The sequence below is a fragment of the Escherichia sp. WS1118 genome (assembly GCF_046487695.1).
Lineage (GTDB): Bacteria > Pseudomonadota > Gammaproteobacteria > Enterobacterales > Enterobacteriaceae > Escherichia > Escherichia coli.
In genome coordinates this window covers 39105-65252 of the sequence record NZ_JBJQIZ010000011.1, presented here as the reverse complement: position 1 = coordinate 65252, position 26148 = coordinate 39105, and the positions used below count along the sequence as shown (strand labels likewise).

General features: G+C 52.1%; 23 protein-coding genes and 1 pseudogene. 13 read left to right on the top strand and 11 right to left on the bottom strand.

Translation table 11 applies throughout. The annotated features are described in order from the left end of the window. Positions 1 to 16: 16 nt before the first annotated feature. From feoA to greB, 3 genes are all read right to left on the bottom strand, one after another. Entirely contained in the window at positions 17 to 244 is a 228-nt protein-coding gene (feoA, locus tag ACJHYO_RS18530; RefSeq protein ID WP_001200455.1) for a ferrous iron transporter A, read from the bottom strand. Between the two features lie 455 nt (positions 245 to 699). Then, entirely contained in the window at positions 700 to 3021 is a 2322-nt protein-coding gene (locus tag ACJHYO_RS18525; RefSeq protein WP_000980738.1) for a Tex family protein, read from the bottom strand. Positions 3022 to 3117: 96 nt separating this feature from the next. Continuing rightward, on the bottom strand, positions 3118 to 3594 hold the full coding sequence (gene greB / locus ACJHYO_RS18520) for a transcription elongation factor GreB (RefSeq protein WP_000856744.1): 477 nt from the start codon (positions 3592 to 3594) through the stop codon (positions 3118 to 3120). A 227-nt stretch (positions 3595 to 3821) separates the two neighbouring features. Here greB and ompR point away from each other — a divergent pair, with 227 nt between their 5' ends. Next, positions 3822 to 4541: a two-component system response regulator OmpR gene (gene ompR / locus ACJHYO_RS18515; RefSeq protein ID WP_001157751.1), complete on the top strand. Its 720-nt coding sequence runs from the start codon at positions 3822 to 3824 to the stop codon at positions 4539 to 4541. Continuing rightward, positions 4538 to 5890, top strand: coding sequence for a two-component system sensor histidine kinase EnvZ (gene envZ / locus ACJHYO_RS18510; RefSeq protein ID WP_001253708.1), 1353 nt, complete (start codon positions 4538 to 4540; stop codon positions 5888 to 5890). The genes ompR and envZ overlap by 4 nt, the downstream gene beginning before the upstream one ends. Before the next feature lie 30 nt (positions 5891 to 5920). On the opposite strand, the gene nadS is transcribed toward envZ, so the two are convergent. From nadS to pckA, 3 genes and pseudogenes are all read right to left on the bottom strand, one after another. Next, entirely contained in the window at positions 5921 to 6217 is a 297-nt protein-coding gene (nadS, locus tag ACJHYO_RS18505; RefSeq protein WP_000650976.1) for a NadS family protein, read from the bottom strand. 58 nt (positions 6218 to 6275) lie between these two features. Then, positions 6276 to 6593, bottom strand: a pseudogene (locus ACJHYO_RS18500) (type II toxin-antitoxin system RelE/ParE family toxin). 109 nt (positions 6594 to 6702) lie between these two features. Then, entirely contained in the window at positions 6703 to 8325 is a 1623-nt protein-coding gene (gene pckA / locus ACJHYO_RS18495) for a phosphoenolpyruvate carboxykinase (ATP) (RefSeq protein ID WP_001265681.1), read from the bottom strand. Between the two features lie 378 nt (positions 8326 to 8703). Here pckA and ACJHYO_RS18490 point away from each other — a divergent pair, with 378 nt between their 5' ends. Next, positions 8704 to 10428 (top strand): DUF4153 domain-containing protein, encoded by a 1725-nt coding sequence (locus tag ACJHYO_RS18490; RefSeq protein ID WP_085455581.1) that lies wholly within the window; start codon positions 8704 to 8706, stop codon positions 10426 to 10428. Between the two features lie 137 nt (positions 10429 to 10565). Here ACJHYO_RS18490 and hslO read toward each other — a convergent pair whose 3' ends face one another. From hslO to igaA, 4 genes are all read right to left on the bottom strand, one after another. Then, entirely contained in the window at positions 10566 to 11444 is an 879-nt protein-coding gene (gene hslO, locus ACJHYO_RS18485) for an Hsp33 family molecular chaperone HslO (protein WP_001135574.1), read from the bottom strand. Positions 11445 to 11468: 24 nt separating this feature from the next. Next, positions 11469 to 11870 (bottom strand): ribosome-associated heat shock protein Hsp15, encoded by a 402-nt coding sequence (gene hslR / locus ACJHYO_RS18480; protein WP_000660483.1) that lies wholly within the window; start codon positions 11868 to 11870, stop codon positions 11469 to 11471. A gap of 10 nt (positions 11871 to 11880) precedes the next feature. Beyond that, the gene (gene yrfG / locus ACJHYO_RS18475) at positions 11881 to 12549 is read right to left on the bottom strand and encodes a GMP/IMP nucleotidase (RefSeq protein WP_001304924.1); all 669 of its coding nucleotides are present in this window, start codon (positions 12547 to 12549) and stop codon (positions 11881 to 11883) included. A 64-nt stretch (positions 12550 to 12613) separates the two neighbouring features. After that, complete coding sequence (gene igaA, locus ACJHYO_RS18470) at positions 12614 to 14749, bottom strand: intracellular growth attenuator protein IgaA (protein WP_000104575.1); 2136 nt, start codon at positions 14747 to 14749, stop codon at positions 12614 to 12616. 319 nt (positions 14750 to 15068) lie between these two features. Here igaA and nudE point away from each other — a divergent pair, with 319 nt between their 5' ends. Continuing rightward, the gene (gene nudE / locus ACJHYO_RS18465) at positions 15069 to 15629 is read left to right on the top strand and encodes an ADP compounds hydrolase NudE (protein WP_085455580.1); all 561 of its coding nucleotides are present in this window, start codon (positions 15069 to 15071) and stop codon (positions 15627 to 15629) included. A gap of 162 nt (positions 15630 to 15791) precedes the next feature. Here the strand turns inward: nudE and mrcA are convergent, their stop codons facing one another. Continuing rightward, the gene (mrcA, locus tag ACJHYO_RS18460) at positions 15792 to 18344 is read right to left on the bottom strand and encodes a peptidoglycan glycosyltransferase/peptidoglycan DD-transpeptidase MrcA (RefSeq protein ID WP_001298208.1); all 2553 of its coding nucleotides are present in this window, start codon (positions 18342 to 18344) and stop codon (positions 15792 to 15794) included. 119 nt (positions 18345 to 18463) lie between these two features. On the opposite strand from mrcA, the gene hofM reads away from it, so the two are divergent. The 9 genes from hofM (at position 18464) to dam (ending at position 26138) form a co-directional block, all read left to right on the top strand. Continuing rightward, the gene (hofM, locus tag ACJHYO_RS18455) at positions 18464 to 19243 is read left to right on the top strand and encodes a DNA utilization protein HofM (RefSeq protein WP_001296474.1); all 780 of its coding nucleotides are present in this window, start codon (positions 18464 to 18466) and stop codon (positions 19241 to 19243) included. Then, entirely contained in the window at positions 19243 to 19782 is a 540-nt protein-coding gene (gene hofN, locus ACJHYO_RS18450) for a DNA utilization protein HofN (RefSeq protein WP_001069307.1), read from the top strand. The genes hofM and hofN overlap by 1 nt, the downstream gene beginning before the upstream one ends. Continuing rightward, entirely contained in the window at positions 19766 to 20206 is a 441-nt protein-coding gene (hofO, locus tag ACJHYO_RS18445) for a DNA utilization protein HofO (protein ID WP_001055744.1), read from the top strand. The genes hofN and hofO overlap by 17 nt, the downstream gene beginning before the upstream one ends. Then, on the top strand, positions 20196 to 20600 hold the full coding sequence (gene hofP, locus ACJHYO_RS18440) for a DNA utilization protein HofP (RefSeq protein WP_001264138.1): 405 nt from the start codon (positions 20196 to 20198) through the stop codon (positions 20598 to 20600). Before hofO ends, hofP begins: the two co-directional genes overlap by 11 nt. Next, the gene (gene hofQ / locus ACJHYO_RS18435; protein ID WP_000816006.1) at positions 20512 to 21750 is read left to right on the top strand and encodes a DNA uptake porin HofQ; all 1239 of its coding nucleotides are present in this window, start codon (positions 20512 to 20514) and stop codon (positions 21748 to 21750) included. Before hofP ends, hofQ begins: the two co-directional genes overlap by 89 nt. A 400-nt stretch (positions 21751 to 22150) precedes the next feature. Continuing rightward, positions 22151 to 22672, top strand: coding sequence for a shikimate kinase AroK (gene aroK / locus ACJHYO_RS18430; RefSeq protein ID WP_000818618.1), 522 nt, complete (start codon positions 22151 to 22153; stop codon positions 22670 to 22672). A 56-nt stretch (positions 22673 to 22728) separates the two neighbouring features. Beyond that, entirely contained in the window at positions 22729 to 23817 is a 1089-nt protein-coding gene (aroB, locus tag ACJHYO_RS18425) for a 3-dehydroquinate synthase (protein ID WP_000439850.1), read from the top strand. Positions 23818 to 23908: 91 nt separating this feature from the next. Further along, entirely contained in the window at positions 23909 to 25195 is a 1287-nt protein-coding gene (gene damX / locus ACJHYO_RS18420; protein ID WP_000343172.1) for a cell division protein DamX, read from the top strand. Between the two features lie 106 nt (positions 25196 to 25301). Then, a complete protein-coding gene (gene dam / locus ACJHYO_RS18415) occupies positions 25302 to 26138 on the top strand; it encodes an adenine-specific DNA-methyltransferase (protein WP_000742141.1) in 837 nt (278 codons plus the stop codon). The last annotated feature ends 10 nt before the right edge of the window (positions 26139 to 26148 follow it).

Below are 26148 nucleotides of genomic sequence, written 5' to 3'. Positions count from 1 at the left end.
TGTTGTTATCACCGTATTAACAGGAAACCGCTTCCACTTCTAATAAGGCCAGATCTTTTTTGCGTAATACCAGGCTCACACGACGGGTTTCGATATGAATGGGGTCGCCGAGTGGAGCGACGCGCACCACATTAAAAGAGGAGCCAGGTAACATGCCAAGAGAAAGCAGTTTTTGGCGATATGCCGGGCTGATTTCACGGGAAAAGCCAGTAATTTTCCACGCAGTATCTGGAGTGTATTGCATAGGTGCCTACTTGTTTCTCATTAACTGGATAACTACCTCATGGGGCGTTTGACAGCGACATGAGACCAGATGATTTGCCAACGAAGGAGAGATTAAATAATCAACAGTACAATGATAATGAGAATGGTTTCTATCAGCAATACTTAAAATGTGTGTGAATGTTGGTTTGAATAATAATCTGACTCAATGTTGATATGGCTCAAGGTTATATCGCAGCGAAAATATAATTCGCATGACGAATTATTAGGGCTGGTTAATGTTTAATTAAGGTCTCAGTTGTTAATGAAGTGATAAATATTAGGGAGTATATTGTGGGGTTGGCTGTGGAATAAAAATGCCGGAGATATACTCCGGCATTTTTATGTCAGGCAAGGCGTGTATTGCCAGATGCGGCGTGAACGCCTTATCTGGCCTACGATTTCGTGAAAATTTGAACCGTAGGCCAATCAGGGGGTTTAACGCTTTTTACCCATTGCTGCCGCCAGCGCGTCCATCATCGCGCTATTACCGGCAGGCTGCGCTTCACGCCCACGCGGTTTGGCTGCCGGGCGGTTGTTTTGCAGGCGTTCATTACCGCCGCCGCGACGGGCGTTGGTTTCGCCAGGCTGCTCGTCCAGACGCATGGTCAGGGCGATACGTTTACGCTGAAGATCCACTTCCAGCACTTTCACCTTCACAATGTCGCCCGCTTTCACCACGGTATGCGGATCTTCCACAAACTTGTTCGACAATGAAGAGATGTGAACCAGGCCGTCCTGATGCACACCAATATCGACAAACGCGCCAAAGTTGGTGACGTTGGTCACCGCACCTTCGAGGATCATACCCGGTTGCAGGTCGTTCATTGTCTCGACGCCATCGGCAAACTGAGCGGTTTTAAATTCCGGACGCGGATCGCGACCCGGTTTTTCCAGCTCTTTGATGATGTCGGTTACCGTCGGCACACCGAATTTCTCATCAGTAAAGTCAGATGCTTTCAGGTTACGCAGTTCGCTGCTGTTACCCATCAGATCTTTCAGTGCCTGCTGTGTTGCTGCCAGAATGCGTTCCACCACCGGATAGGCTTCCGGGTGAACGGTAGAAGCGTCCAGCGGGTTATCACCGTGGTTAATGCGCAAGAAGCCCGCGCACTGCTCGAAGGCTTTCGGCCCCAGACGGCTCACTTTTAACAGTTGCTGACGGTTCTGGAACTGGCCGTTCTCATCGCGCCAGGCCACGATGTTTTGCGCCATCATGCGCGTCAGGCCCGCCACGCGGGTTAACAGAGGAACAGAAGCGGTGTTGAGATCGACGCCAACGGCGTTTACGCAGTCTTCTACTACTGCATCCAGTTTGCGTGCCAGCTGCGTCTGGCTGACGTCATGCTGATACTGACCTACGCCGATAGATTTCGGATCGATTTTCACCAGCTCCGCCAGCGGATCCTGCAAACGACGGGCGATAGACACCGCGCCACGCAGCGAAACGTCGAGATCCGGAAATTCCTGTGCTGCCAGCTCGGAAGCCGAGTAAACCGACGCGCCAGCTTCGCTGACGATCACTTTCTGCGCGGTCACTTTCGGGAACTGCTTCTGCACGTCGAGATAGAAACGTTCGGTTTCGCGAGAAGCTGTACCGTTGCCGATCGCCACCAGTTCAACGTTATGCTTTTCACACAGCGCAGCAACGGTCATCGCTGCTTTTGCGGCCTGCCCGGTATGCGGATAAATGGTATCGGTCGCCACCAGTTTGCCAGTTGCATCGACTACCGCCACTTTTACCCCGGTACGCAGACCCGGATCGAGGCCCATCGTTGCACGCAGCCCGGCAGGGGCCGCCATCAGCAGATCGTGCAGGTTACGGGCAAAGACGTTGATTGCTTCATCTTCCGCGCGTTCGCGCACGGTGCCCATCAGTTCAGTTTCCAGATGCATCAACACCTTGATGCGCCACGTCCAGCTCACCACACCTTTGCGCCAGCTATCCGCCGGGGCATTGTTCAGGCGCAGGCCAAGGTGATCCATGATGATTTGCTCGCAATAGCTCTCTTTCGGCGGCTCTTCGAACTGCGGATCGGCATTCAGCGAAAGCTGAAGTATGCCTTCGTTACGACCACGGAACATCGCCAGCGCGCGGTGAGAAGGCACCGTGGACAGCGGTTCGTGATGATCGAAATAGTCGCGGAATTTTGCCCCTTCCTCTTCTTTACCGCTCACCACGGTTGAGACCAGATGCGCGTTCTTCCACAGATAATCACGCACTTTCGCCAGCAGCGCGGCATCTTCGGCAAACCGTTCCATCAGGATATAGCGCGCGCCGTCCAGCGCGGCTTTGGTATCTGCCACGCCTTTATCGGCATCAATATATTGTGCAGCGGCGACTTCTGGCGTGTGTGACGGATCGCTCCACAGCAGATCGGCCAACGGCTCAAGCCCTGCTTCAATGGCGATTTGCCCACGGGTGCGGCGTTTAGGTTTGTAGGGCAGGTAGAGGTCTTCGAGTTCGGTTTTGCTTAGGGTGGCGTTGATGGCATTCGCCAGATCATCGGTGAGTTTGCCTTGCTCGGAAATAGACTTGAGGATCGCCTGACGTCTCTCTTCCAGCTCGCGCAGATAGCTCAGACGCGTTTCCAGATTACGCAGCTGCGTGTCATCCAGACCGCCGGTGATTTCCTTACGATAACGTGCGATAAACGGCACGGTATTCCCTTCGTCAAGCAGGCGAACGGCAGCGTCAACCTGTTCCGGGCGCGCCTGAATTTCACCCGCAATAATGCGGCAGAACGAATCATTCATCATGGTTTGAGTTCATCTTTTCGGATCAAAAATCAGGGGATAGTTATACGGACTGGCTGGCAAAAATGCCAGCCATCGGCAGGAGGTTAAGACTCTTCCTTACGGTTTCACGTACTCGATAGCATTAACATACCAGCTCGCTTCCCCGGCAGGGGTATTCACCACCGCCAGATCGCCGACTTCTTTTTTCAGCAATGCGCGGGCCATCGGGGAATCGATAGAGATGTAATCTTTACGGCCAAAAATTTCATCGTAGCCGACAATACGGAAACGGTGAGTCACGCCATCGTCGTTTTCAATCTCCACCCACGCGCCAAAAAAGACTTTGCCTTCCTGCTGCGGGGAGTAATCGACGATTTTGAGATTTTCCATGCATTTAGTGAGATAGCGCACGCGACGGTCGATTTCACGCAGGCGCTTTTTATTATACTGATAGTCAGCATTTTCGCTGCGGTCACCCAGACTTGCGGCCCAGGTCACTTTCTTTGTGACCTCCGGGCGTTCTTCACGCCAGAGATAATTAAGCTCTTGTTTGAGTTTTTCATACCCTTCCCGGGTAACCAGGGGCGTTTTCATCTCGTTGATTCCCTTTGTCTGTTTGATAATGCGCACATTGGGTATAACGTGATCATATCAACAGAATCAATAATGTTTCGCCGAATAAATTGTATACTTAAGCTGCTGTTTAATATGCTTTGTAACAATTTAGGCTGAAATTCATACCAGATTTAGCTGGTGACGAACGTGAGCTTTTTTAAGAATACACGCTTACAAATTGTTGCGAACCTTTGGGAGTACAAACAATGCAAGAGAACTACAAGATTCTGGTGGTTGATGACGACATGCGCCTGCGCGCGCTGCTGGAACGTTATCTCACCGAACAAGGCTTCCAGGTTCGAAGCGTCGCTAATGCAGAACAGATGGATCGCCTGCTGACTCGTGAATCTTTCCATCTTATGGTACTGGATTTGATGTTACCTGGTGAAGATGGCTTGTCGATTTGCCGACGTCTTCGTAGCCAGAGCAATCCGATGCCGATCATTATGGTGACGGCGAAAGGGGAAGAAGTGGACCGTATCGTTGGCCTGGAGATTGGCGCTGACGATTACATTCCAAAACCGTTTAACCCGCGTGAATTGCTGGCCCGCATTCGTGCGGTGCTGCGTCGTCAGGCGAATGAACTGCCAGGCGCACCGTCACAGGAAGAGGCGGTAATTGCTTTCGGTAAGTTCAAACTTAACCTCGGTACGCGCGAAATGTTCCGCGAAGACGAGCCGATGCCGCTCACCAGTGGTGAGTTTGCGGTACTTAAGGCGCTGGTCAGCCATCCGCGTGAGCCGCTCTCCCGCGATAAGCTGATGAACCTTGCCCGTGGTCGTGAATATTCCGCAATGGAACGCTCCATCGACGTGCAGATTTCGCGTCTGCGCCGCATGGTGGAAGAAGATCCGGCGCATCCGCGTTACATTCAGACCGTCTGGGGTCTGGGCTACGTCTTTGTACCGGACGGTTCTAAAGCATGAGGCGATTGCGCTTCTCGCCACGAAGTTCATTTGCCCGTACGTTATTGCTCATCGTCACCTTGCTGTTCGTCAGCCTGGTGACGACTTATCTGGTGGTGCTGAACTTCGCGATTTTGCCGAGCCTCCAGCAGTTTAATAAAGTCCTCGCGTACGAAGTGCGTATGTTGATGACCGACAAACTGCAACTGGAGGACGGTACGCAGTTGGTTGTGCCTCCCGCTTTCCGTCGGGAGATCTACCGTGAGCTGGGGATCTCTCTCTACTCCAACGAAGCTGCCGAAGAGGCAGGTCTGCGTTGGGCACAACACTATGAATTCTTAAGCCATCAGATGGCACAGCAACTGGGCGGCCCGACGGAAGTGCGCGTTGAGGTCAACAAAAGTTCGCCTGTTGTCTGGCTGAAAACCTGGCTGTCGCCCAATATCTGGGTACGCGTGCCGCTGACCGAAATTCATCAGGGCGATTTTTCTCCGCTGTTCCGCTATACGCTGGCGATTATGCTGTTGGCGATAGGCGGGGCGTGGCTGTTTATCCGTATCCAGAACCGACCGTTGGTCGATCTCGAACATGCTGCTCTGCAGGTCGGTAAAGGGATTATTCCGCCGCCGCTGCGTGAATATGGCGCGTCCGAGGTGCGTTCGGTTACCCGCGCCTTTAACCATATGGCGGCTGGTGTTAAGCAACTGGCGGATGACCGCACGCTGCTGATGGCGGGGGTAAGTCATGACTTACGCACGCCGCTGACGCGTATTCGCCTGGCGACCGAGATGATGAGCGAGCAGGATGGCTACCTGGCAGAATCGATCAATAAAGATATCGAAGAGTGCAACGCCATCATTGAGCAGTTTATCGACTACCTGCGCACCGGGCAGGAGATGCCGATGGAAATGGCGGATCTCAACGCCGTGCTCGGTGAGGTGATTGCCGCCGAAAGTGGCTATGAGCGGGAAATTGAAACCGCGCTTTACCCCGGCAGCATTGAGGTGAAAATGCACCCGCTGTCGATCAAACGCGCGGTGGCGAATATGGTGGTCAACGCCGCCCGTTACGGCAATGGCTGGATCAAAGTCAGCAGCGGCACGGAGCCGAATCGCGCCTGGTTCCAGGTAGAAGATGACGGTCCGGGTATTGCGCCGGAACAACGTAAGCACCTGTTCCAGCCGTTTGTTCGTGGCGACAGTGCGCGCACCATTAGCGGCACGGGATTAGGGCTGGCGATTGTGCAGCGTATCGTGGATAACCATAACGGGATGCTGGAGCTTGGCACCAGCGAACGGGGCGGGCTTTCCATTCGCGCCTGGCTGCCAGTGCCGGTAACGCGGGCGCAGGGCATGACAAAAGAAGGGTAAAAAAACGGGAGGTGAAGGTGCCTCCCGTTTTTAGATTGTTTTCAATTGATTGATAATGAAAGGATTCGCTTGCAAAAGCAGGAGCAATTTTCGAGGTGCTCCGGTAGGTTGACGGCGTTTGGTTTCCCAGCTTTTGACCAGGTCATAACTTACCCCTACGGCGACAGCAAAATCTTGCTGACGTAAACCCGTTGCTTCACGGATCGCTTTTACATCGATCTCGCTAAAAGTATGGACGTGCTCTGGTTCAGGCGTTTCTTCACCCTTTTCGATGCGTACCATTTCTTCTGCGCTGGCAAGAAGATCAGCAAATAATTCATCTTTCATCTGTTTTCAATGTCTCCGTTGGCATTTCGACCATGGTGGAATTTGTGGCGCTTCAACATTAAAGCAGCTTCTCGGACAATAGTTTCAATGCCTTTCTTTGTTCTTCTGTTAAATCATCCTGTTCATTTTTAGGATAAATCAACGCCAGATAAATTCGACCATTGCGTGTTACGTTGTAATAAATTATTCGAATGCCACCCCGTTTCCCCATTCCAGAACGGTTCCAGCGAATTTTTCTAAAACTGCCTGTGCCTGCGATAATGTCACCGGCAGTGGGATCTTGAATGAGTAGTTCCTGAAAAGCCCGGAACTACTTATCAGGTAGCAATAACTGGCGGCGTTTGCTAAATCCTTGTAGTTCAATAAAGGTGAACATAATGCATCCTGCGGTCTATTGATAATTATAAGTGTACATATTGGTAGCTAATTAGATATAAAAAAACCCCTTATCCGTTTGGATAAGGGGTCAATGAGATATCAGCTGATTACAGCTTCGGACCAGCCGCTACCAGCGCGGCACCCGCTGGGGTGTCGGTGTATTTATCGAAGTTGTCGATAAACAGTTTTGCCAGCGTTTCGGCTTTTTCCTGCCACTGTTCCGGAGAAGCGTAGGTGTTACGCGGATCGAGAATCTTCGTGTCTACGCCCGGCAGTTCGGTTGGGATCGCCAGGTTAAACATCGGCAGAGTGAAGGTTTCTGCGTTATCCAGCGAACCGTTGAGGATGGCGTCGATAATAGCGCGGGTATCTTTAATGGAGATACGTTTGCCAGTGCCGTTCCAGCCGGTGTTAACCAGATACGCCTGCGCACCCGCCGCCTGCATACGTTTCACCAGCACTTCTGCGTATTGGGTCGGGTGCAGCGACAGGAACGCCGCGCCGAAGCAAGCGGAGAAGGTTGGCGTCGGTTCGGTGATGCCGCGCTCTGTACCAGCCAGTTTGGCGGTGAAGCCAGAGAGGAAGTGGTACTGGGTTTGATCGGCAGTCAGACGAGAAACCGGCGGCAGCACACCAAAGGCGTCTGCTGTCAGGAAGATAACTTTCGTTGCGTGGCCCGCTTTGGAAACCGGCTTAACGATGTTATCGATGTGATAGATCGGATAAGAAACGCGGGTGTTCTCGGTTTTTGAACCATCATCAAAGTCGATTGTGCCATCTTCACGCACGGTGACGTTTTCCAGCAGCGCATCGCGACGGATAGCGTTGTAGATTTCAGGTTCCGCTTCTTTCGACAGCTTGATAGTTTTCGCGTAGCAGCCGCCTTCGAAGTTAAACACACCGTCATCATCCCAGCCGTGCTCGTCATCGCCAATCAGGCGGCGTTTCGGGTCGGTGGAAAGGGTGGTTTTACCGGTGCCGGAAAGGCCGAAGAACACCGCAACATCGCCTTTCTCGCCAACGTTGGCGGAGCAGTGCATAGAAGCGATACCTTTCAGCGGCAGCAGGTAGTTCATCATCGAGAACATCCCTTTCTTCATTTCGCCGCCGTACCAGGTGCCGCCAATCAGCTGCATGCGCTCGGTCAGGTTAAACGCCACGAAGTTTTCGGAGTTCAGACCCTGTTCTTTCCACTGCGGGTTAGTGCACTTCGCGCCGTTCATAACGATAAAGTCTGGTTTGAAACCTGCCAGCTCTTCATCGCTCGGGCGAATAAACATGTTTTTGACAAAATGCGCCTGCCAGGCCACTTCGGTGATGAAACGGACGGAAAGACGAGTATCCGGGTTCGCACCACAGAAGGCGTCGACAACGAACAGACGTTTGCCGGAAAGCTGCCTGGTCACCAGGCCTTTCAGATGCTGCCAGGTTTCCGGAGAGAGAGGTTTGTTGTCGTTCTTACCTTTGCCTTTGTCTGCCCACCAGAAAGTATCGCGAGTGGTATCGTCACGAACGATATACTTATCTTTCGGTGAACGACCGGTGAAGATCCCGGTATCGACGGCAACGGCACCCAGATTAGTTAACACCCCGCGCTCATAACCGGTCAGGCTCGGGTCCAGCTCTTCCTGGTACAGCAGATCGTAGCTTGGGTTGTAAACGATATCATGTACGTCACTGATACCATAAGCCTCGAGTTCTTGCGGGGTCAAACCATTGTTAACGCGCATTTCACTGCTCCTTAGCCAATATGTATTGCCTGAATAGTAAAGTCTTTTTGGGGGTGTTAACCGCGACAAGGCTCATAGATTTACGTATCTGGAGAAATTCATATTTGACAAAAAACTCCGTGATTCCTGTCACGAAACGGTTGCTATTATCGCAGAAATAGCATTTTAGGTGTGGAAAATGTTCTCAAAAGGTTAAAACTTGGTTTATATGGCGGGAATATTGTGAGTGGAATCGCATTCATGAATGAAATTGATGCAAATTCAATCGGTAAAGTATCGATTCACCACGCTAACTTTTTTTGATTATTTTCTGAAAAAAGCAAAATACTACTGCCCGGATGCGATAATTAACCCACCTTTTGATTCTGGATAACCAACATGGATAACGTTGAACTTTCACCGGCAACACGCTGGGGGATGATTGCTACCGGATTACTTCAGGGGCTGGTTTGCTACCTGCTGATCGCCTGGCTTGCCGGAAAAAATCACAGTTGGATTGTTTATGGCGTGCCTGCGACCGTCGCGTTTTCATCCGTTTTACTCTTCTCCGTGATCTCCTTTAAACAGAAGCGCCTTTGGGGATGGCTGGCGCTGGTGTTTATTGCCACGCTGGGAATGAGCGGTTGGCTAAAGTGGCAAATTGATGGCATGAACCACTGGAGAGCAGAAAAGGCGCTTTGGGATTTTGGCTGCTATCTGCTGCTGATGGCAATGTTGTTGCTACCGTGGATACAACAAAGCCTTCGCATCCGCAATGACAGTAGCCGCTATCGCTATTTTTACCAGTCAGTATGGCATAACGTACTTATATTACTGGTGATTTTTCTCGCCAATGGCCTGACGTGGCTGGTACTTTTACTGTGGGGAGAGTTGTTTAAACTTGTTGGCATCACGTTTTTCAAAACGCTCTTTTTTGCAACCGACGGGTTTATTTATCTCACGTTAGGTCTGGTTACCGCACTGGCGGTGATCCTCGCGCGTACACAGTCACGTTTAATCGACTCTATTCAAAAGTTGTTCACGTTAATCGCCACGGGGTTGCTGCCGTTAGTATCATTGCTAACCCTGACGTTTATCATCACCCTGCCGTTTACGGGCCTGAGCGCGATTTCTCGCCACATTTCCGCCGCCGGGTTGCTGTTGACGCTGGCCTTTTTGCAATTGATCTTAATGGCTATTGTCCGCGATCCGCAAAAAGCGTCACTTCCCTGGACGGGGCCGTTGCGTTGCCTGATTAAAACCGCTTTGCTGGTTGCTCCGCTGTATGTGTTCGTCGCCGCCTGGGCGTTATGGATGCGGGTCGCTCAGTACGGCTGGACTGTCGACCGCTTGCAGGGCGCGCTGGCGGTGCTGGTGTTACTGGTATGGTCGCTGGGGTATTTTGTCAGTATCGTCTGGCGTAAAGGGCAAAACCCCCTTGTTCTTCAGGGCAAAGTGAACCTTGCGGTTTCGTTATTGGTGTTGGTAATACTGGTGCTTCTTAATTCTCCGGTGCTGGACAGTATGCGCATTAGCGTGAACAGTCATATGGCGCGTTATCAGAGCGGCAAAAACACGCCAGACCAGGTAAGTCTCTATATGCTCGAACAGAGCGGTCGCTATGGACGTGCGGCGCTTGAGTCGCTGAAAAGCGATGCCGAGTATATGAAAGACCCGAAACGCAGGCGGGGTCTGCTGATGGCTTTTGATGGAGTACAACGTCTTCAGCAGCAGATATCGGAAAAAGCATTAGCAGATAATGTATTTATTGCCTCAGGTTCTGGAAAACCGGATACGATATTCTGGTCGGCAGTGATGAAAAATCGCTATAACGCAATGATATGCATTGAAAAAGATGCCTGCGTGCTGGTAGAGCAAGATCTGAATAGTGATGGCAGGGCAGAGCGGATCCTGTTTGCCTTTAATGATGAAAGATACATTGTCTATGGTATTGATCCTGCTGGGAAAGAATGGAAAGAGATTACGATGAATTCACTCCCGGCTGTAATAACGAAAGAAAAATTACTCATGGCTGCGGAGGATGGAAAACTGGGGACGAAGCCTAAAGTGTGGCGCGATCTTACGGTGGATGGCGAAAGACTGGATTTGAATCTGAATGAATGACAGCGCATATCTGATTTTTATTGGATTCGGCACATTATCTTACCTGCGATAAATTGCATTGAATCCGTAGGTCTGATAAGCGCATCAGGCCATTACGTCGTAAAATCCGGCAGAGTCCTCTCTGCCGGACATACTCATTAATGAACTTGCGGATCTGCCGGAGACGCGTTGTTGCGGATCTCGGCAATATCCATCGCATTGAACAGATAGTGGTTACCGCAGTAATCACAATGCATGTCAATTTCGCCATCTTCCGCCAGGATGCTATCGACTTCTTCATCAGGCAGCGTTTTCAGCGCATCGGCGCAACGTTCACGCGAGCAGGTGCATTTGAACTCCACATCCTGCGGATCGTAAACCGTCACCTCTTCTTCGTGATACAAACGCCACAACACTTCGTTTGCCGGTAAAGTCAGCAGTTCTTCGGTTTTGATGGTTTCGGTTAGCGTCGCCAGGTGGTCAAAGTCGTCCTGCTGGGCATTTTGCGCAGGCATTACCTGCAACAACATTCCGCCTGCAGCCGGTTTGCCGTCTACGTCGCCGGTGCGAATAAACAGGCGCGTCGGCAGCTGTTCAGAACGCATAAAGTAATCTTCCAGGCAGGCAGCCAGGGTATCACCTTCCAGACCAACCACGCCCTGATAGCGTTCGCCTTCGCTCGGGGTGATGGTGATCACCACGTAACCATTGCCGACCAGCGTTTTCAGGTCGGCATTTTCTGGAATTTCGCCCTGCACGCGCGCCACACCGCGCATCTGCTGGTTGTTGTTACCGTTAATAACCGCCAGATTCATCGGACCGTCGCCTTGCAGCTGTACGGTGATATCACCATCAAACTTCAACGTAGCGGTTAACAGGCTGGTCGCAACCAGCAGTTCTGCCAGCACGTTCTTAACGGGCTGCGGATAATCGTGATTCTCAAGGATCTGTTGCAGGGTTTCCGAAACGGTTACCAGTTCGCCGCGAACGGCAAAGTTTTCAAACAGATAGCGATGTAATTGGTCATGTTGCGGCATAATCATCTCTCTTGCAGGTGACAGTTATTCACTGTCGCCGTGTTTAAATCGTAACAGGTCGCGGCGCTCTTTTTTGTCCGGGCGTCGGTCCGGATGCGGCATGGTTAAGGCATTAAGTTTACGTGCCAGCGCCATTTTTTCGCGTTTCTCTACACTTTCCGCAGTCTCTTCATACAGCAAGGCTGCCTCGCTGGCGGGGCGACGCTGTTCAGTAATCGCCTTTACAATCACCGTGCGTTCGTCATTTCCCTGGCGCAGAGTGAGCGTGGCATTCAGCTCGACGATTTTGCTTGGCTTGCTGCGCTGCCCGTTGTAATGCACCTTACCGCCTTCAATCATTTCACGGGCCAGCGCGCGGGTTTTATAAAAACGGGCAGCCCATAGCCATTTATCCAGTCGAACCTCAACAGCAGGTTTTTCTTTCATGGCATCTCCTTCACATTAGCGAGGGGATCAGGCGGCGGTAGTCATTCAGTGACGGATGGCGTTGATACTGTTTCTCGGCAATCCCGGAGTCAGGATTAGTCACACCGAGGCAGTAACGAATACCAAATTGCGCGGCAGCATCGAGAATCGCTTCGCTGTCATCAATAAACAGCGTTCTTTCAGCTTTAAGATCCGTAGCTTCGGCCACCGCATGCCATAACCGCTGATCCTCTTTCGGATAACCAAATGTGTGGGTGGAAAGTAATAAATCAAGGTGTGCGTCCAGACCGGTATGCTCAAGTTTTACCGCCAGGTTGTGCGGATGCGCATTGGTGAGCAAAATTCGCTGTTTACCGCTGGCTTTCAGTGCCTCAAGAAACGGAATGGTATCTTCACGCAGTACGGCACGCGGTCCCATCTCGGTGGTCATCGCACAGATATCCAGACCCAGTTGCTCACTCCAGTAATCAAGACAGTACCAGTTTAGCGTATGCTGTACGTCGTGATATTGCTGGCGCATATATTCCATCGCTTCCTGTGGCGTAACTCCGTTTTTCGCGCCCCATGTTTCAGGCACCAGCTTTTGCCAGAAATAGTTATCGAAGGCGAGGTCGAGCAACGTGCCGTCCATATCCAGCAGAACGGTATCTACGTCCTGCCAGGCAATGTTGATATGCATGAGGGAAATCTCCAGAGTGAAGCAATTTGCGCGACAGGATAGCATAACCTGCCGCGCAAACGTGTTATTCGATAAGGCTTTCTGAAGGGGTGATCAGCTGCGGGTTCAGGCAGCTTTCATAATAGGCCTGAATCTTCATCATGCGAGTACGATGGCGCTGGTAACGACGCCAGGCCTGTACGCCATTATAAATGGCGCTACCCAGCATCGTCAGTAGCAGCAGCGTGGTGCTGAGATAGCGCCACAGACCGGAACGATCCGGGATCGGATGAAGGCCAATATGCTGCGTACCATTGGCGTCAGTGAAGATTTTTGTGACGATACCTTCGGCGTTAAACGGCGTATGCATCAGCATTTGTGCCAGTTTCTGGAAAGCGTTCCACTGTTCTTGCGGCGGATAGTCGTAAAGTGATGCCGAAGGCCAGGGCTGATCAACAAAATCGCTGCCTTCGTCGCTGACAATCAGGAATCCGCCGGGGGCCGGACTGTTTAGTGATTGTGCCGCTCGCGCCGTTTCATGCGTGATAAACGGCGCGGTAGAGGTGGCCACCAGGTTATCCAGCGATTCCGCACTCACCGGGCGTAATAACACATTCACGCCATCGAGTTTCCCGGCGTTGGCGCGTTTTACCAGCGCGTCCCAGTCTTTACTGTTGCCGAGATTGACCAGCGCATTTTTCAGTCGCACACAGTCATCTTTGGCAGAACACAGATCTGCTGTCTTCAGAACAATGTCGCCAAAATCATCAAGCAATACCATACCGGATTTTTGAATTGCTGAACGTAATGAGGCACTGACGCGAGATTCATCTTCCGGTTTAGGGTGCAGCTGGCGATTAACTGCTTCGGTCAATGCCGTCGCTTTGTTGACCAATTCAGATTCTGGTAATGGCAATGAGCGGGCGTCATTCCAGATGATCTGCGAGCAGTCAAACGGTAAAAAAGGTGAGTTGGTTTTCGCGCTCCAGGTACCGGAAGTGCGAATATTACACATTCCCGTACCGCTAATACGCAATGTATCGCCAACCCGCACGCCAGCGTCAGCCAGTTGTTTTACGCTAGTGGCTTCAATGGTCTGTGCGCCTTTCATCCACGAGAGGGTGAATTTCAGCGGCATATCCAGCGGGATCCAGAATAACAGCATAAACAGCACCAATAGCGAGCCCGCAGCAATAATCGTACTGCGCAGCCAGTGCTGTAACGGAAAGTTTTTTACTTCATCATGCAGCGAAAGATATCGCCCCTGACGCACTACGTGGCGGTCGAGATAGATATCGATATCGGTTTGTTGACCAAGATCCTGAGCAATGTATGGCTGCCAGTGTGCGGGATAGACCAGGTCGATAATACCGAGTGAAATATTGTTGATCTGTTCCTGATCGTTTTCGCCAAACAATCCCCAACGACGGGGTGTACCGCGCAGACAATGAATTTCCCGCAGGGAGGATTTTGCCGGGGGCGCGAATAGCCCCCACAGACCTGCGCCCAGCAGCAGTAACGCGCCGCCTGCCAGCCACGGAACAAAGACATCCGGGGTAATCAGGCAGAAAAAGAACATCAGGAAGGAGGCGACAATCAGCAACGCTTCGCGCAGCCCGCGCGGACGACTCAGCGCATACTCTTCGTGCGTTTCTTTGCGAATATTGAGCAGCTCTATTTGCTCGCTCTCTTCCCCGCGAATCGACGCCTGCGTTGACGGAACAGGTTGCAAAGCATAGCCGCGAATTTCCTGCATGTACTCCTGCAGCGTATGACCGTTGAGTGAAATAACCAGCGGCAGCGAATCGGTATGAATCAGTTCAACGGTATTCTCATCGTTGATGTACTGTTCCCAGAAAGGCGGCAGGTGGACTTCTACCGAATCGAGGTAGTAACGCCATTTATTCGGATCGTCGGTAGAGATGCCATAACGCGTGATAGCGTGTGTCAGCATCATGACGTTGTTGCTTTCGGCATTCAGCGCCAGAGAGATCGGTGCCGCGCTGGCTCCCGTTGGGCCAGGCACCTGTAATACCTGCGTCAGGCTCTCAAGATAATTTTCAACGGCGCTACGTTCTTCAGATGTGAGTTTACGCGTTTGCGCATCCACGAAGGCGTTGGTCCAGGGCAGCTGACGCCGTCTGGATCGCACTTTTATCAGCCATCCCGCAAGTAGTGAGCAGGCCAGCAAAGCAGCTAAAAAAATCACAATGGTGCTCATGCTTTCCCCATCTTACTTAGTCTGTCAGGCGTGGTCAGTCGCACCGGACACAATACATGATTCTGCGGTTGGCTATCGGCAAGCGTGGAGTTTAACTTGAGCATCATTAAGCACATCACAGTAACCGCTGATCATAGCAAACCCTCTGAAGGCGGAATATCAGCAAATTCCTGGAGTTATTTCAACCTATTGACTTTTAATTTGATTTGAGGACGATTATTTATTAAGTTACATAAATGTAAATAACATGCAATTCACATTGCCGAAAGCGTGTCCGATATCGCACAATAACCGCTGATTTCACAGCATAGATCCCACGATGAGCAAATCATTACAAAAACCCACCATTCTGAATGTTGAAACTGTAGCCCGTTCCCGACTGTTTACCGTCGAAAGCGTGGATCTGGAGTTCAGCAATGGCGTGCGGCGTGTTTATGAACGAATGCGTCCAACCAACCGGGAAGCAGTGATGATTGTGCCGATTGTGGACGATCACCTGATCCTGATCCGCGAATACGCAGTGGGAACTGAATCCTACGAATTAGGTTTTTCGAAAGGATTAATTGATCCGGGTGAAAGCGTCTTTGAAGCCGCTAACCGCGAGCTAAAAGAAGAGGTTGGATTTGGTGCGAACGATCTGACTTTTTTGAAGAAGATCAGCATGGCACCGTCTTACTTTTCCAGCAAAATGAATATCGTGGTAGCGCAAGATCTCTACCCGGAATCACTGGAAGGCGATGAGCCAGAGCCGCTACCACAGGTGCGCTGGCCGCTGGCGCATATGATGGATTTGCTGGAAGCCCCTGACTTCAACGAAGCGCGTAATGTCAGCGCGCTGTTCCTCGTGCGCGAATGGTTGAAAGGGCAGGGGCGAGTGTAAATGCGTGAAGTTTGCCTGATGCATAATGCTTATCAGGCTTACGAAGTTCCTGCAATTTATTGAATTTTCAATTTTTGTTGGCCGGATAACGTTCACCCGCATCCGGCATAAACAAGTGCACTTTGTCAGCAAACTGAAAAAGGCGCCGAAGCGCCTTTTTAATCAGAACAATTCCTGTGCCTCGCCATTATCGATAATGGTCGTTCCCACCTCGTGCACCGCCTGTTGTGTCGGCTGCGTACCTTCGATGAAATACTCTTCGCGGCTGTTGCCACCATTAGCTAATTGCCCGGTGCTGCGATCGATATTCACCGTCACAATACCCGGTGGCGGCGTCAGCGGCTGTTCCGGTACACCTTCAAGAACGGCTTTCATATAAGCGTCCCATGCAGGCTGGGCACTCTTGGCACCGCCTTCGTAACCTGAGATCTGATCTTTAATCGCTCCGGAAGCCGTTGTATGACCGAGATTACGACGGTGATCATCAAAGCCAATCCAGACCGAGGTCACAACGCCCGGACCGTAACCCGAGAACCACGCATCTTTCGAACTGTTAGTGGTACCCGTTTTTCCGCCTATATCATGCCGTTGTAAATCACGACCTGCTCGCCAGCCAGTACCCTGCCAGCCTGGTTCACCAAAAATATTGGTGTTCAAGGCACTCTTAATCAGGAATGCCAGCGGAGTGTTGATGACGTGCGGTGCGTACTCCTGCGCGCCGGTCTTCGCCACTAACGCCTGATTTGCCTGCTCCAGCTGCGGCATTGGTACAGAAACATTCTGCTGCTCGCGGGAGATAGCGACATCTTCAACATCGTTATTTTCCAGCACGTTCGATTTCTGCGTATCACCGTAAATCACCGGAATATCGCATTCCGGGCAGGCTACTTTCGGTTTCGCTTCGAAAATTACGCCGCCCTGATCGTTTTCAATTTTGCTGATAAACCACGGGTCCACCAGGAAGCCGCCGTTCGCCATGACCGCGTAGCCGCGCGCCACCTGCATTGGGGTGAAGGAAGCTGAACCCAGCGCCAGCGATTCGGTGTGGACAATGTTTTGTGCCGGGAAGCCGAAGCGTTGCAGATATTCTGCAGCGTAGTCGACGCCCATCGCCCGCATTGCGCGTACCATCACCACGTTTTTCGACTGACCCAGCCCCTGACGTAAGCGAATTGGACCGGCATACTGCGGTGGTGAGTTCTTCGGCTGCCAGTCAGAACCGGCACCTGCATCCCAGCGGGAAATTGGCACATCGTTCAACATACTTGCCAGCGTTAGACCTTTATCCATCGCCGCGGTGTAGAGGAACGGTTTGATGTTGGAACCCACCTGACGCAGTGCCTGGGTGGCGCGGTTAAACTTGCTCTGATTGAAATCAAAGCCACCGACCAGCGCCATAACGGCACCGTTTTGCGGATTGATCGACACCAGCGCCGAGTTCACTTCCGGCACTTGCGCCAGCCACCATGCATCGCCAACTTGACGAACCCAGATTTGCTGACCCGTTTGCAGAACATCGGTCACTTTACGCGGCGTCGGTCCCTGCTGAGTATCCGAACGGTAAGGACGCGCCCAGCGAACACCTTCCATACTCAATACGACGGTCGACCCGTCTGCCAGCATCGCCGTTGCTTCCTGAGGATTGGCGCTGGTGACTGCGGCAGGCAGCAGCGGACCATAGGTCGGCAGCGCCTTCAGCGTATCGGTAATTTTGTTGTTGTCCCACGCCGATTCGCCCACTTTCCACAGCACATTTGCCGGGCCGCGATAGCCGTGGCGCATGTCGTAGTCCAGCACGTTATTACGTACCGCCTGCTGTGCGGCCTGCTGCACTTTGCGGGTGATGGTGGTGTAAATGCGATAACCGTCTTCATAGGCACTTTCGCCATAACGGTTATACATCTCCTGGCGCACCATTTCGCTCAGGTATGGCGCAGAGAAAGCAATCTCCGGCGCGTGATAGTTAGCGTTAATCGCCTCAGTGCGTGTCTGATCGAACTGTTGTTGGGTGATATACCCTTCATCCAGCATCCGCGACAGCACGACGTTACGCCGCGCGACGGCACGATCCATTGAGTAGAGCGGGTTGAAGGTGGAAGGCGCTTTCGGCAGCCCGGCTATCACCGCCATTTCGTTCAACGTCAGTTGGTCGACAGTTTTACCGAAATAGACTTGTGCCGCAGCACCGACACCATAGGCGCGGTAACCGAGGTAAATCTTGTTCAGATAAAGCTCGAGGATCTCGTCTTTCGTCAGCAACTGTTCAATGCGAATCGCGAGGAAGACTTCCTTAATCTTGCGCATCAGCGTGCGTTCTGGACTGAGGAAGAAGTTTCTCGCCAGCTGCTGGGTAATGGTACTCGCCCCTTGTGACGCGTGACCGGAGAACAGCGCCACGCTTGCCGCACGGAAGATCCCCACCGGGTCAACGCCGTGATGCTCGTAGAAGCGGCTGTCTTCCGTCGCGATAAAGGCTTTAACCATCTCCGGCGGGATTTGATCCAACGTAACCGGAATACGACGTTTCTCACCGTATTGAGCAATCAGCTCGCCATCGGCGCTGTAAATCTGCATCGGAATTTGCAGGCGAACATCTTTTAATGTCGCCACATCCGGCAGTTGTGGCTCGATGTAGCGGTATAGGCCATAAATCGAGCCTGCTCCCAGCAGAATGCAACAGACTGCAAGGATCAAAAAATACTTTACGAACTTCACTGGAAATTTCCCATTTAGTTTCATTTGGGCAGTTTATAAACAAACGCGCGGTAGTATAAAGGCAAGCCAGACGCATTGATATACCCGTCAGAGTGACGGGTGATAAGGAGATCATCACAATGGCATTTAAGAACTGGCAAATTGGTTTGCATTTACAACAGCAAGAAGCGGTAGCGGTTGCTATCGTGCGGAGCGCAAAAGAATGCTTATTGCACCGCTGGTGGCGGTTGCCACTGGAGAACGACATTATCAAAGATGGGCGGATTGTTGATGTGCAGCGGCTGGCTAACACGTTGTTACCGTGGAGTCGTGAACTGCCGCAGCGTCATCACATTATGTTGGCGTTTCCCGCCAGTCGCACATTACAGCGGTCATTTCCACGCCCGTCGATGTCCCTCGGTGAGCGGGAGCAAATGGCCTGGCTGTCCGGGACGATGGCCCGTGAGCTGGATATGGATCCGGACTCCCTGCGCTTCGATTACAGCGAAGACTCACTCAGTCCCGCCTATAACGTGACTGCCGCGCAAAGCAAAGAGCTGGCAACGCTGCTTACTCTGGCAGAAAGGTTGCGTGTTCATGTTAGCGCGATCACTCCGGATGCCAGTGCATTACAGCGATTCCTGCCTTTTTTACCTTCTCATCAGCAATGTCTGGCCTGGCGTGATAACGAACAGTGGCTGTGGGCGACGCGCTATAGCTGGGGGCGCAAACTGGCGGTGGGGATGACTAGCGCGAAGGAGCTGGCGGCAGCGTTATCTGTTGATCCCGAAAGCGTCGCGCTATGTGGCGAAGGCGGATTTGACCCCTGGGAGGCGGTTTCTGTTCGTCAGCCGCCGCTACCGCCACCAGGTGGAGACTTTGCCATCGCGCTGGGGCTGGCGCTTGGGAAGGTGTACTGATGAACCCGCCAATTAATTTTTTGCCCTGGCGACAGCAACGCCGGACCGCTTTTCTTCGTTTCTGGTTGCTGATGTTCGTTGCGCCTCTGCTGCTGGCCATCGGGATAACGCTAATACTGCGTCTGACAAGCAATGCCGAAGCACGCGTAAACGCCGTTTTGCTTCAGGCGGAACAACAACTCGCCCGCAGCTTACAGATAACGAAACCACGTTTGCTGGAACGCCAGCAGTTACGCGAACAGCGTTTGCAACGGCAGCGCCAACGACAATTTACCCGCGACTGGCAATCTGCTCTGGAAGCACTGGCGGCGCTTTTACCCGAACATGCCTGGCTGACAACGATAAGCTGGCAGCAGGGAACGCTGGAGATCAAGGGGCTGACAACAAGCATTGCCGCGTTAAACGCGCTGGAAACGTCACTCCGCCAGGATGCTTCTTTTCATCTCAATCAGCGGGGGGCCACGCAGCAGGATGCGCAGGGACGCTGGCAATTTGAGTATCAGTTAACAAGGAAGGTTAGCGATGAACATGTTCTTTGACTGGTGGTTCGCCACATCACTCCGCCTCCGCCAGTTTTGCTGGGCAGTCTGGTTGCTGGTGTTAGTTACGCTCATTTTTCTGTCATTGACACACCATGAAGAGAGCGACGCATTAATTCGACTACGGGCAAATCATCACCAGCAGTGGGCTGCACTGTATCGCCTGGTAGACACCACTCCCTTCAGCGAGGAAAAAACGCTGCCCTTTTCGCCACTGGATTTTCAGTTATCCGGCGCGCAACTGGTTTACTGGCATCCATCCGCGCAGGGAGGTGAGTTGGCGTTGAAAACGCTGTGGGAAGCAGTGCCGTCGGCATTTACACGGCTGGCAGAGCGCAACGTCAGCGTGAGCCGTTTTTTGTTAAGCGTGGAAGGTGATGACCTTTTGTTCACGCTACAACTGGAGACGCCGCATGAGGGTTAAACGCTGGTTGTTAGCAGGCATTGCATTGTGCCTTTTAACCGGTATGCGTGACCCTTTTAAACCGCCGGAAGATCTATGCCGGATTAGCGAACTTAGCCAGTGGCGCTATCAGGGGATGGTAGGGCGAGGCGAGCGCATCATCGGTGTAATAAAAGATGGGCAAAAAAAATGGCGACGGGTGCAGCAAAACGATGTGCTGGAAAACGGCTGGACGATCTTACAGCTGACGCCAGACGCACTAACGCTGGGAACCGGGACAAACTGCGAACCGCCACACTGGTTGTGGCAACGGCAAGGAGATACAAATGAAGCAATGGATAGCCGCACTACTGTTGATGCTTATACCCGGCGTACAGGCGGCAAAGCCGCAAAAAGTGACGCTGATGGTGGATGACGTTCCGGTAGCTCAGGTGTTGCAGGCGCTGGCTGAACAGGAGAAGTTGAACCTGGTGGTTTCGCCAGACGTCAGCGGTACGGTGTCGTTACATTTAACTGACGTTCCCTGGAAGCAGGCACTACAAACTGTAGTGAAAAGCGCCGGATTGATAACGCGCCAGGAGGGCAACATTCTCTCGGTGCATTCCGTTGCCTGGCAGAATGACAATATCGCCCGCCAGGAGGCGGAGCAGACGCGGGCGCAGGCAAATCTGCCGCTGGAAAATCGCAATATTACTCTGCAATACGCCGACGCCGGAGAGCTGGCGAAAGCGGGGGAGAAGCTACTGAGTGCCAAAGGGAGTATGACCGTCGATAAACGCACCAATCGCCTTTTGCTGCGAGATAACAAAACGGCGTTAAGCACGCTTGAACAGTGGGTATCGCAAATGGATCTGCCGGTCGGGCAGGTTGAGCTGTCGGCGCATATTGTCACCATTAATGAAAAAAGTTTGCGTGAGTTAGGTGTGAAATGGACGTTGGCCGATGCGCAACAAGGTGGTGGCGTTGGGCAAGTCACTACGCTTGGCAGCGACCTCTCCGTAGCGACGGCGACAACGCATATCGGTTTTAACATTGGACGCATCAACGGACGTTTACTGGATCTTGAGCTTTCCGCGCTCGAACAAAAACAGCAGCTGGATATTATCGCCAGTCCGCGTCTGCTGGCCTCACATCTTCAGCCTGCCAGCATTAAACAAGGGAGCGAAATTCCATATCAGGTTTCCAGCGGGGAAAGTGGCGCGACGTCGGTAGAATTTAAAGAGGCCGTCCTGGGGATGGAAGTCACGCCCACGGTGTTACAAAAAGGTCGCATCCGGCTGAAATTACACATCAGCCAGAACGTTCCGGGGCAGGTGCTACAGCAGGCAGATGGCGAAGTGCTGGCGATTGATAAGCAGGAGATCGAAACGCAGGTCGAGGTCAAAAGCGGAGAAACGTTGGCGCTGGGCGGCATTTTTACCCGTAAAAATAAATCGGGTCAGGATAGCGTACCGTTGCTTGGCGACATTCCCTGGTTCGGGCAATTATTTCGTCATGACGGAAAAGAAGATGAACGACGCGAGTTAGTGGTGTTTATCACGCCACGACTGGTTTCCAGTGAGTAAACAGCCGTAAAAGCGGTAATGTTTTTACGCTGAACGTGTTTCATCTATTTGACGCGCGCAGGTATTTAGCATACAAGGAGTACCGATTTGAGAGTTGGTGCTCTTCGCTGCCTGCGTTCCATGATGATGATTTATCATTCAGGCGGCATTTTGCTGTCTTTTTTACGCTAATCTTACCCGGTGATTTATCGCCAGAGCGGTGGTAGCAAGGCAGCGCGCTTGCAGCGACCAGATATGCAGAGGGATGGGTGATTTATTCAGTTGCCAAACCCGCTGGAGTATTGAGATAATTTTCAGTCTGACTCTCGCAATATCTTATGAGGTTTCAGTTCATGTCCTGCGGCGCTCTCTGAGCGAAGCGGGTTTATCATTAACGAATAGTCTTAGTAGTACCGAAAAAATGGCAGAGAAACGCAATATCTTTCTGGTTGGGCCTATGGGTGCCGGAAAAAGCACTATTGGGCGCCAGTTAGCTCAACAACTCAATATGGAATTTTACGATTCCGATCAAGAGATTGAGAAACGAACCGGAGCTGATGTGGGCTGGGTTTTCGATTTAGAAGGCGAAGAAGGCTTCCGCGATCGCGAAGAAAAGGTCATCAATGAGTTGACCGAGAAACAGGGTATTGTGCTGGCTACTGGCGGCGGCTCTGTGAAATCCCGTGAAACGCGTAACCGTCTTTCCGCTCGTGGCGTTGTCGTTTATCTTGAAACGACCATCGAAAAGCAACTTGCACGCACGCAGCGTGATAAAAAACGCCCGTTGCTGCACGTTGAAACACCGCCGCGTGAAGTTCTGGAAGCGTTGGCCAATGAACGCAATCCGCTGTATGAAGAGATTGCCGACGTGACCATTCGTACTGATGATCAAAGCGCTAAAGTGGTTGCAAACCAGATTATTCACATGCTGGAAAGCAACTAATTCTGGCTTTATATACACTCGTCTGCGGGTACAGTAATTAAGGTGGATGTCGCGTTATGGAGAGGATTGTCGTTACTCTCGGGGAACGTAGTTACCCAATTACCATCGCATCTGGTTTGTTTAATGAACCAGCTTCATTCTTACCGCTGAAATCGGGCGAGCAGGTCATGTTGGTCACCAACGAAACCCTGGCTCCTCTGTATCTCGATAAGGTCCGCGGCGTACTTGAACAGGCGGGTGTTAACGTCGATAGCGTTATCCTCCCTGACGGCGAGCAGTATAAAAGCCTGGCTGTACTCGATACCGTCTTTACGGCATTGTTACAAAAGCCGCATGGTCGCGATACTACTCTGGTGGCGCTTGGCGGCGGCGTAGTGGGTGATCTGACCGGCTTCGCGGCGGCGAGTTATCAGCGCGGTGTACGTTTCATTCAAGTCCCGACGACGTTACTGTCTCAGGTCGACTCCTCCGTTGGCGGCAAAACTGCGGTCAACCATCCCCTCGGTAAAAACATGATTGGCGCGTTCTACCAGCCCGCTTCAGTGGTGGTGGATCTCGACTGTCTGAAAACGCTTCCCCCGCGTGAGTTAGCGTCGGGGCTGGCAGAAGTCATCAAATACGGCATTATTCTTGACGGTGCGTTTTTTAACTGGCTGGAAGAGAATCTGGATGCGTTGTTGCGTCTGGACGGTCCGGCAATGGCGTACTGTATTCGCCGTTGTTGTGAGCTGAAAGCAGAAGTTGTCGCCGCCGACGAGCGCGAAACCGGGTTACGTGCTTTACTGAATCTGGGACACACCTTTGGTCATGCCATTGAAGCTGAAATGGGGTATGGCAATTGGTTACATGGTGAAGCGGTCGCTGCGGGTATGGTGATGGCGGCGCGGACGTCGGAACGTCTCGGGCAGTTTAGTTCTGCCGAAACGCAGCGTATTATAACCCTGCTCACGCGGGCTGGGTTACCGGTCAATGGGCCGCGCGAAATGTCCGCGCAGGCGTATTTACCGCATATGCTGCGTGACAAGAAAGTCCTTGCGGGAGAGATGCGCTTAATTCTTCCGTTGGCAATTGGTAAGAGTGAAGTTCGCAGCGGCGTTTCGCACGAGCTTGTTCTTAACGCCATTGCCGATTGTCAATCAGCGTAACAACAAGAAAGGTCAGGCCGCTTATCAAGCGGTCTATTAGCTTCAGGTTAATTGCAACGTGGTAAGCATTAACCTTTTAGTGGGGTGTTAAATGGATGAATTCAAACCAGAAGACGAGCTGAAACCCGATCCCAGCGATCGTCGTACTGGTCGTTCTCGTCAATCTTCTGAACGTTCTGAGCGTACTGAACGTGGCGAACCGCAGATCAATTTTGATGATATTGAACTTGATGACACTGACGATCGCCGTCCGACTCGTGCGCAAAAAGCGCGTAATGAGGAACCGGAAATCGAAGAAGAAATTGACGAATCCGAAGATGAAACCGTGGATGAAGAGCGCGTAGAGCGTCGTCCGCGTAAGCGCAAAAAAGCAGCCAGTAAACCCGCTTCTCGTCAGTATATGATGATGGGTGTCGGCATTCTGGTTCTCCTGCTGTTGATCATCGGTATCGGTTCTGCGCTAAAAGCCCCCTCGACCTCTTCCAGCGATCAAACCGCGTCTGGCGAGAAGAGTATTGATCTTGCAGGCAATGCGACCGATCAGGCCAATGGCGTGCAGCCAGCGCCGGGAACCACGTCTGCGGAAAATACTCAGCAGGATGTTTCTCTGCCGCCGATCTCTTCTACGCCGACTCAAGGGCAAACCCCGGCGGCAACGGATGGTCAACAACGTGTTGAAGTGCAGGGTGACCTGAACAATGCGCTGACCCAGCCACAAAATCAGCAACAGTTGAACAATGTGGCGGTCAATTCTACATTGCCGACTGAACCCGCGACTGTCGCGCCTGTTCGCAATGGCAATGCATCGCGTGACACGGCGAAAACGCAAACCGCTGAACGTCCGGCCACTACGCGCCCGGCTCGTCAGCAGGCGGTGATTGAACCGAAAAAACCGCAAGCAACCGTGAAAACGGAACCGAAGCCAGTCGCACAGACGCCGAAGCGAACTGAACCAGCTGCCCCTGTGGCGAGCACAAAGGCACCGGCTGCGACTTCTACGCCAGCACCAAAAGAGACGGCGACTACGGCTCCAGTACAGACGGCATCCCCGGCGCAAACCACGGCAACACCAGCCGCTGGAGGGAAGACCGCAGGTAATGTTGGTTCGTTGAAATCGGCACCGTCCAGCCATTACACTCTGCAGCTGAGCAGTTCCTCTAACTACGACAACCTGAACGGTTGGGCGAAGAAAGAGAATCTGAAAAACTACGTTGTCTATGAAACGACGCGTAATGGTCAGCCGTGGTATGTCCTGGTTTCTGGCGTGTATGCTTCGAAAGAAGAGGCGAAAAAAGCGGTATCTACATTGCCAGCAGATGTCCAGGCCAAAAACCCGTGGGCGAAACCGCTGCGTCAGGTACAGGCCGACCTGAAGTAATCAAGGTTATCTCCCGCAATGGTTTATCATTGCGGGCGTTGCCTGAAGCGCTGGATGCTGTCGGAGCTTTCTCCACAGCCGGAGAAGGTGTAATTAGTTAGTCAGCATGAAGAAAAATCGCGCTTTTTTGAAGTGGGCAGGGGGCAAGTATCCCCTGCTTGATGATATTAAACGGCATTTGCCCAAGGGCGAATGTCTGGTTGAGCCTTTTGTAGGTGCCGGGTCGGTGTTTCTCAACACCGACTTTTCTCGTTATATCCTTGCCGATATCAATAGCGACCTGATCAGTCTCTATAACATTGTGAAGATGCGTACTGATGAGTACGTACAGGCCGCACGCGAGCTGTTTGTTCCCGAAACAAATTGCGCTGAGGTTTACTATCAGTTCCGCGAAGAGTTCAACAAAAGCCAAGATCCGTTCCGTCGGGCGGTACTGTTTTTATATTTGAACCGCTACGGTTACAACGGCCTGTGTCGTTACAATCTGCGCGGTGAGTTTAACGTGCCGTTTGGCCGCTACAAAAAACCCTATTTCCCGGAAGCAGAGTTGTATCACTTCGCTGAAAAAGCGCAGAATGCCTTTTTCTATTGTGAGTCTTACGCCGATAGCATGGCGCGCGCAGATGATGCATCTGTCGTCTATTGCGATCCGCCTTATGCGCCGCTGTCTGCGACTGCCAACTTTACGGCGTATCACACAAACAGTTTTACGCTTGAACAACAAGCGCATCTGGCGGAGATCGCTGAAGGTCTGGTTGATCGCCATATTCCGGTGCTGATCTCCAATCACGATACGATGTTAACGCGTGAGTGGTATCAGCGCGCAAAATTGCATGTCGTCAAAGTTCGACGCAGTATAAGCAGCAACGGCGGCACACGTAAAAAGGTGGACGAACTGCTGGCTTTGTACAAACCAGGAGTCGTTTCACCCGCGAAAAAATAATTCTCAAGGA

Bases quoted from the DNA above. Each gene is read 5' to 3' on its own strand.
- dam (WP_000742141.1), top strand. From the start codon at position 25,302: ATGAAGAAAAATCGCGCTTTTTTGAAGTGGGCAGGGGGCAAGTATCCC.
- hofO (WP_001055744.1), top strand. From the start codon at position 19,766: ATGAACATGTTCTTTGACTGGTGGTTCGCCACATCACTCCGCCTCCGC.
- aroB (WP_000439850.1), top strand. From the start codon at position 22,729: ATGGAGAGGATTGTCGTTACTCTCGGGGAACGTAGTTACCCAATTACC.
- hofQ (WP_000816006.1), top strand. From the start codon at position 20,512: ATGAAGCAATGGATAGCCGCACTACTGTTGATGCTTATACCCGGCGTA.
- hslO (WP_001135574.1), bottom strand. From the start codon at position 11,444: ATGCCGCAACATGACCAATTACATCGCTATCTGTTTGAAAACTTTGCC.
- yrfG (WP_001304924.1), bottom strand. From the start codon at position 12,549: ATGCATATCAACATTGCCTGGCAGGACGTAGATACCGTTCTGCTGGAT.
- feoA (WP_001200455.1), bottom strand. From the start codon at position 244: ATGCAATACACTCCAGATACTGCGTGGAAAATTACTGGCTTTTCCCGT.
- hofN (WP_001069307.1), top strand. From the start codon at position 19,243: ATGAACCCGCCAATTAATTTTTTGCCCTGGCGACAGCAACGCCGGACC.
- aroK (WP_000818618.1), top strand. From the start codon at position 22,151: ATGGCAGAGAAACGCAATATCTTTCTGGTTGGGCCTATGGGTGCCGGA.
- nadS (WP_000650976.1), bottom strand. From the start codon at position 6,217: ATGAAAGATGAATTATTTGCTGATCTTCTTGCCAGCGCAGAAGAAATG.
- nudE (WP_085455580.1), top strand. From the start codon at position 15,069: ATGAGCAAATCATTACAAAAACCCACCATTCTGAATGTTGAAACTGTA.
- greB (WP_000856744.1), bottom strand. From the start codon at position 3,594: ATGAAAACGCCCCTGGTTACCCGGGAAGGGTATGAAAAACTCAAACAA.
- damX (WP_000343172.1), top strand. From the start codon at position 23,909: ATGGATGAATTCAAACCAGAAGACGAGCTGAAACCCGATCCCAGCGAT.
- ompR (WP_001157751.1), top strand. From the start codon at position 3,822: ATGCAAGAGAACTACAAGATTCTGGTGGTTGATGACGACATGCGCCTG.
- hofP (WP_001264138.1), top strand. From the start codon at position 20,196: ATGAGGGTTAAACGCTGGTTGTTAGCAGGCATTGCATTGTGCCTTTTA.
- hslR (WP_000660483.1), bottom strand. From the start codon at position 11,870: ATGAAAGAAAAACCTGCTGTTGAGGTTCGACTGGATAAATGGCTATGG.
- pckA (WP_001265681.1), bottom strand. From the start codon at position 8,325: ATGCGCGTTAACAATGGTTTGACCCCGCAAGAACTCGAGGCTTATGGT.
- igaA (WP_000104575.1), bottom strand. From the start codon at position 14,749: ATGAGCACCATTGTGATTTTTTTAGCTGCTTTGCTGGCCTGCTCACTA.
- ACJHYO_RS18525 (WP_000980738.1), bottom strand. From the start codon at position 3,021: ATGATGAATGATTCGTTCTGCCGCATTATTGCGGGTGAAATTCAGGCG.
- ACJHYO_RS18490 (WP_085455581.1), top strand. From the start codon at position 8,704: ATGGATAACGTTGAACTTTCACCGGCAACACGCTGGGGGATGATTGCT.
- hofM (WP_001296474.1), top strand. From the start codon at position 18,464: ATGGCATTTAAGAACTGGCAAATTGGTTTGCATTTACAACAGCAAGAA.
- envZ (WP_001253708.1), top strand. From the start codon at position 4,538: ATGAGGCGATTGCGCTTCTCGCCACGAAGTTCATTTGCCCGTACGTTA.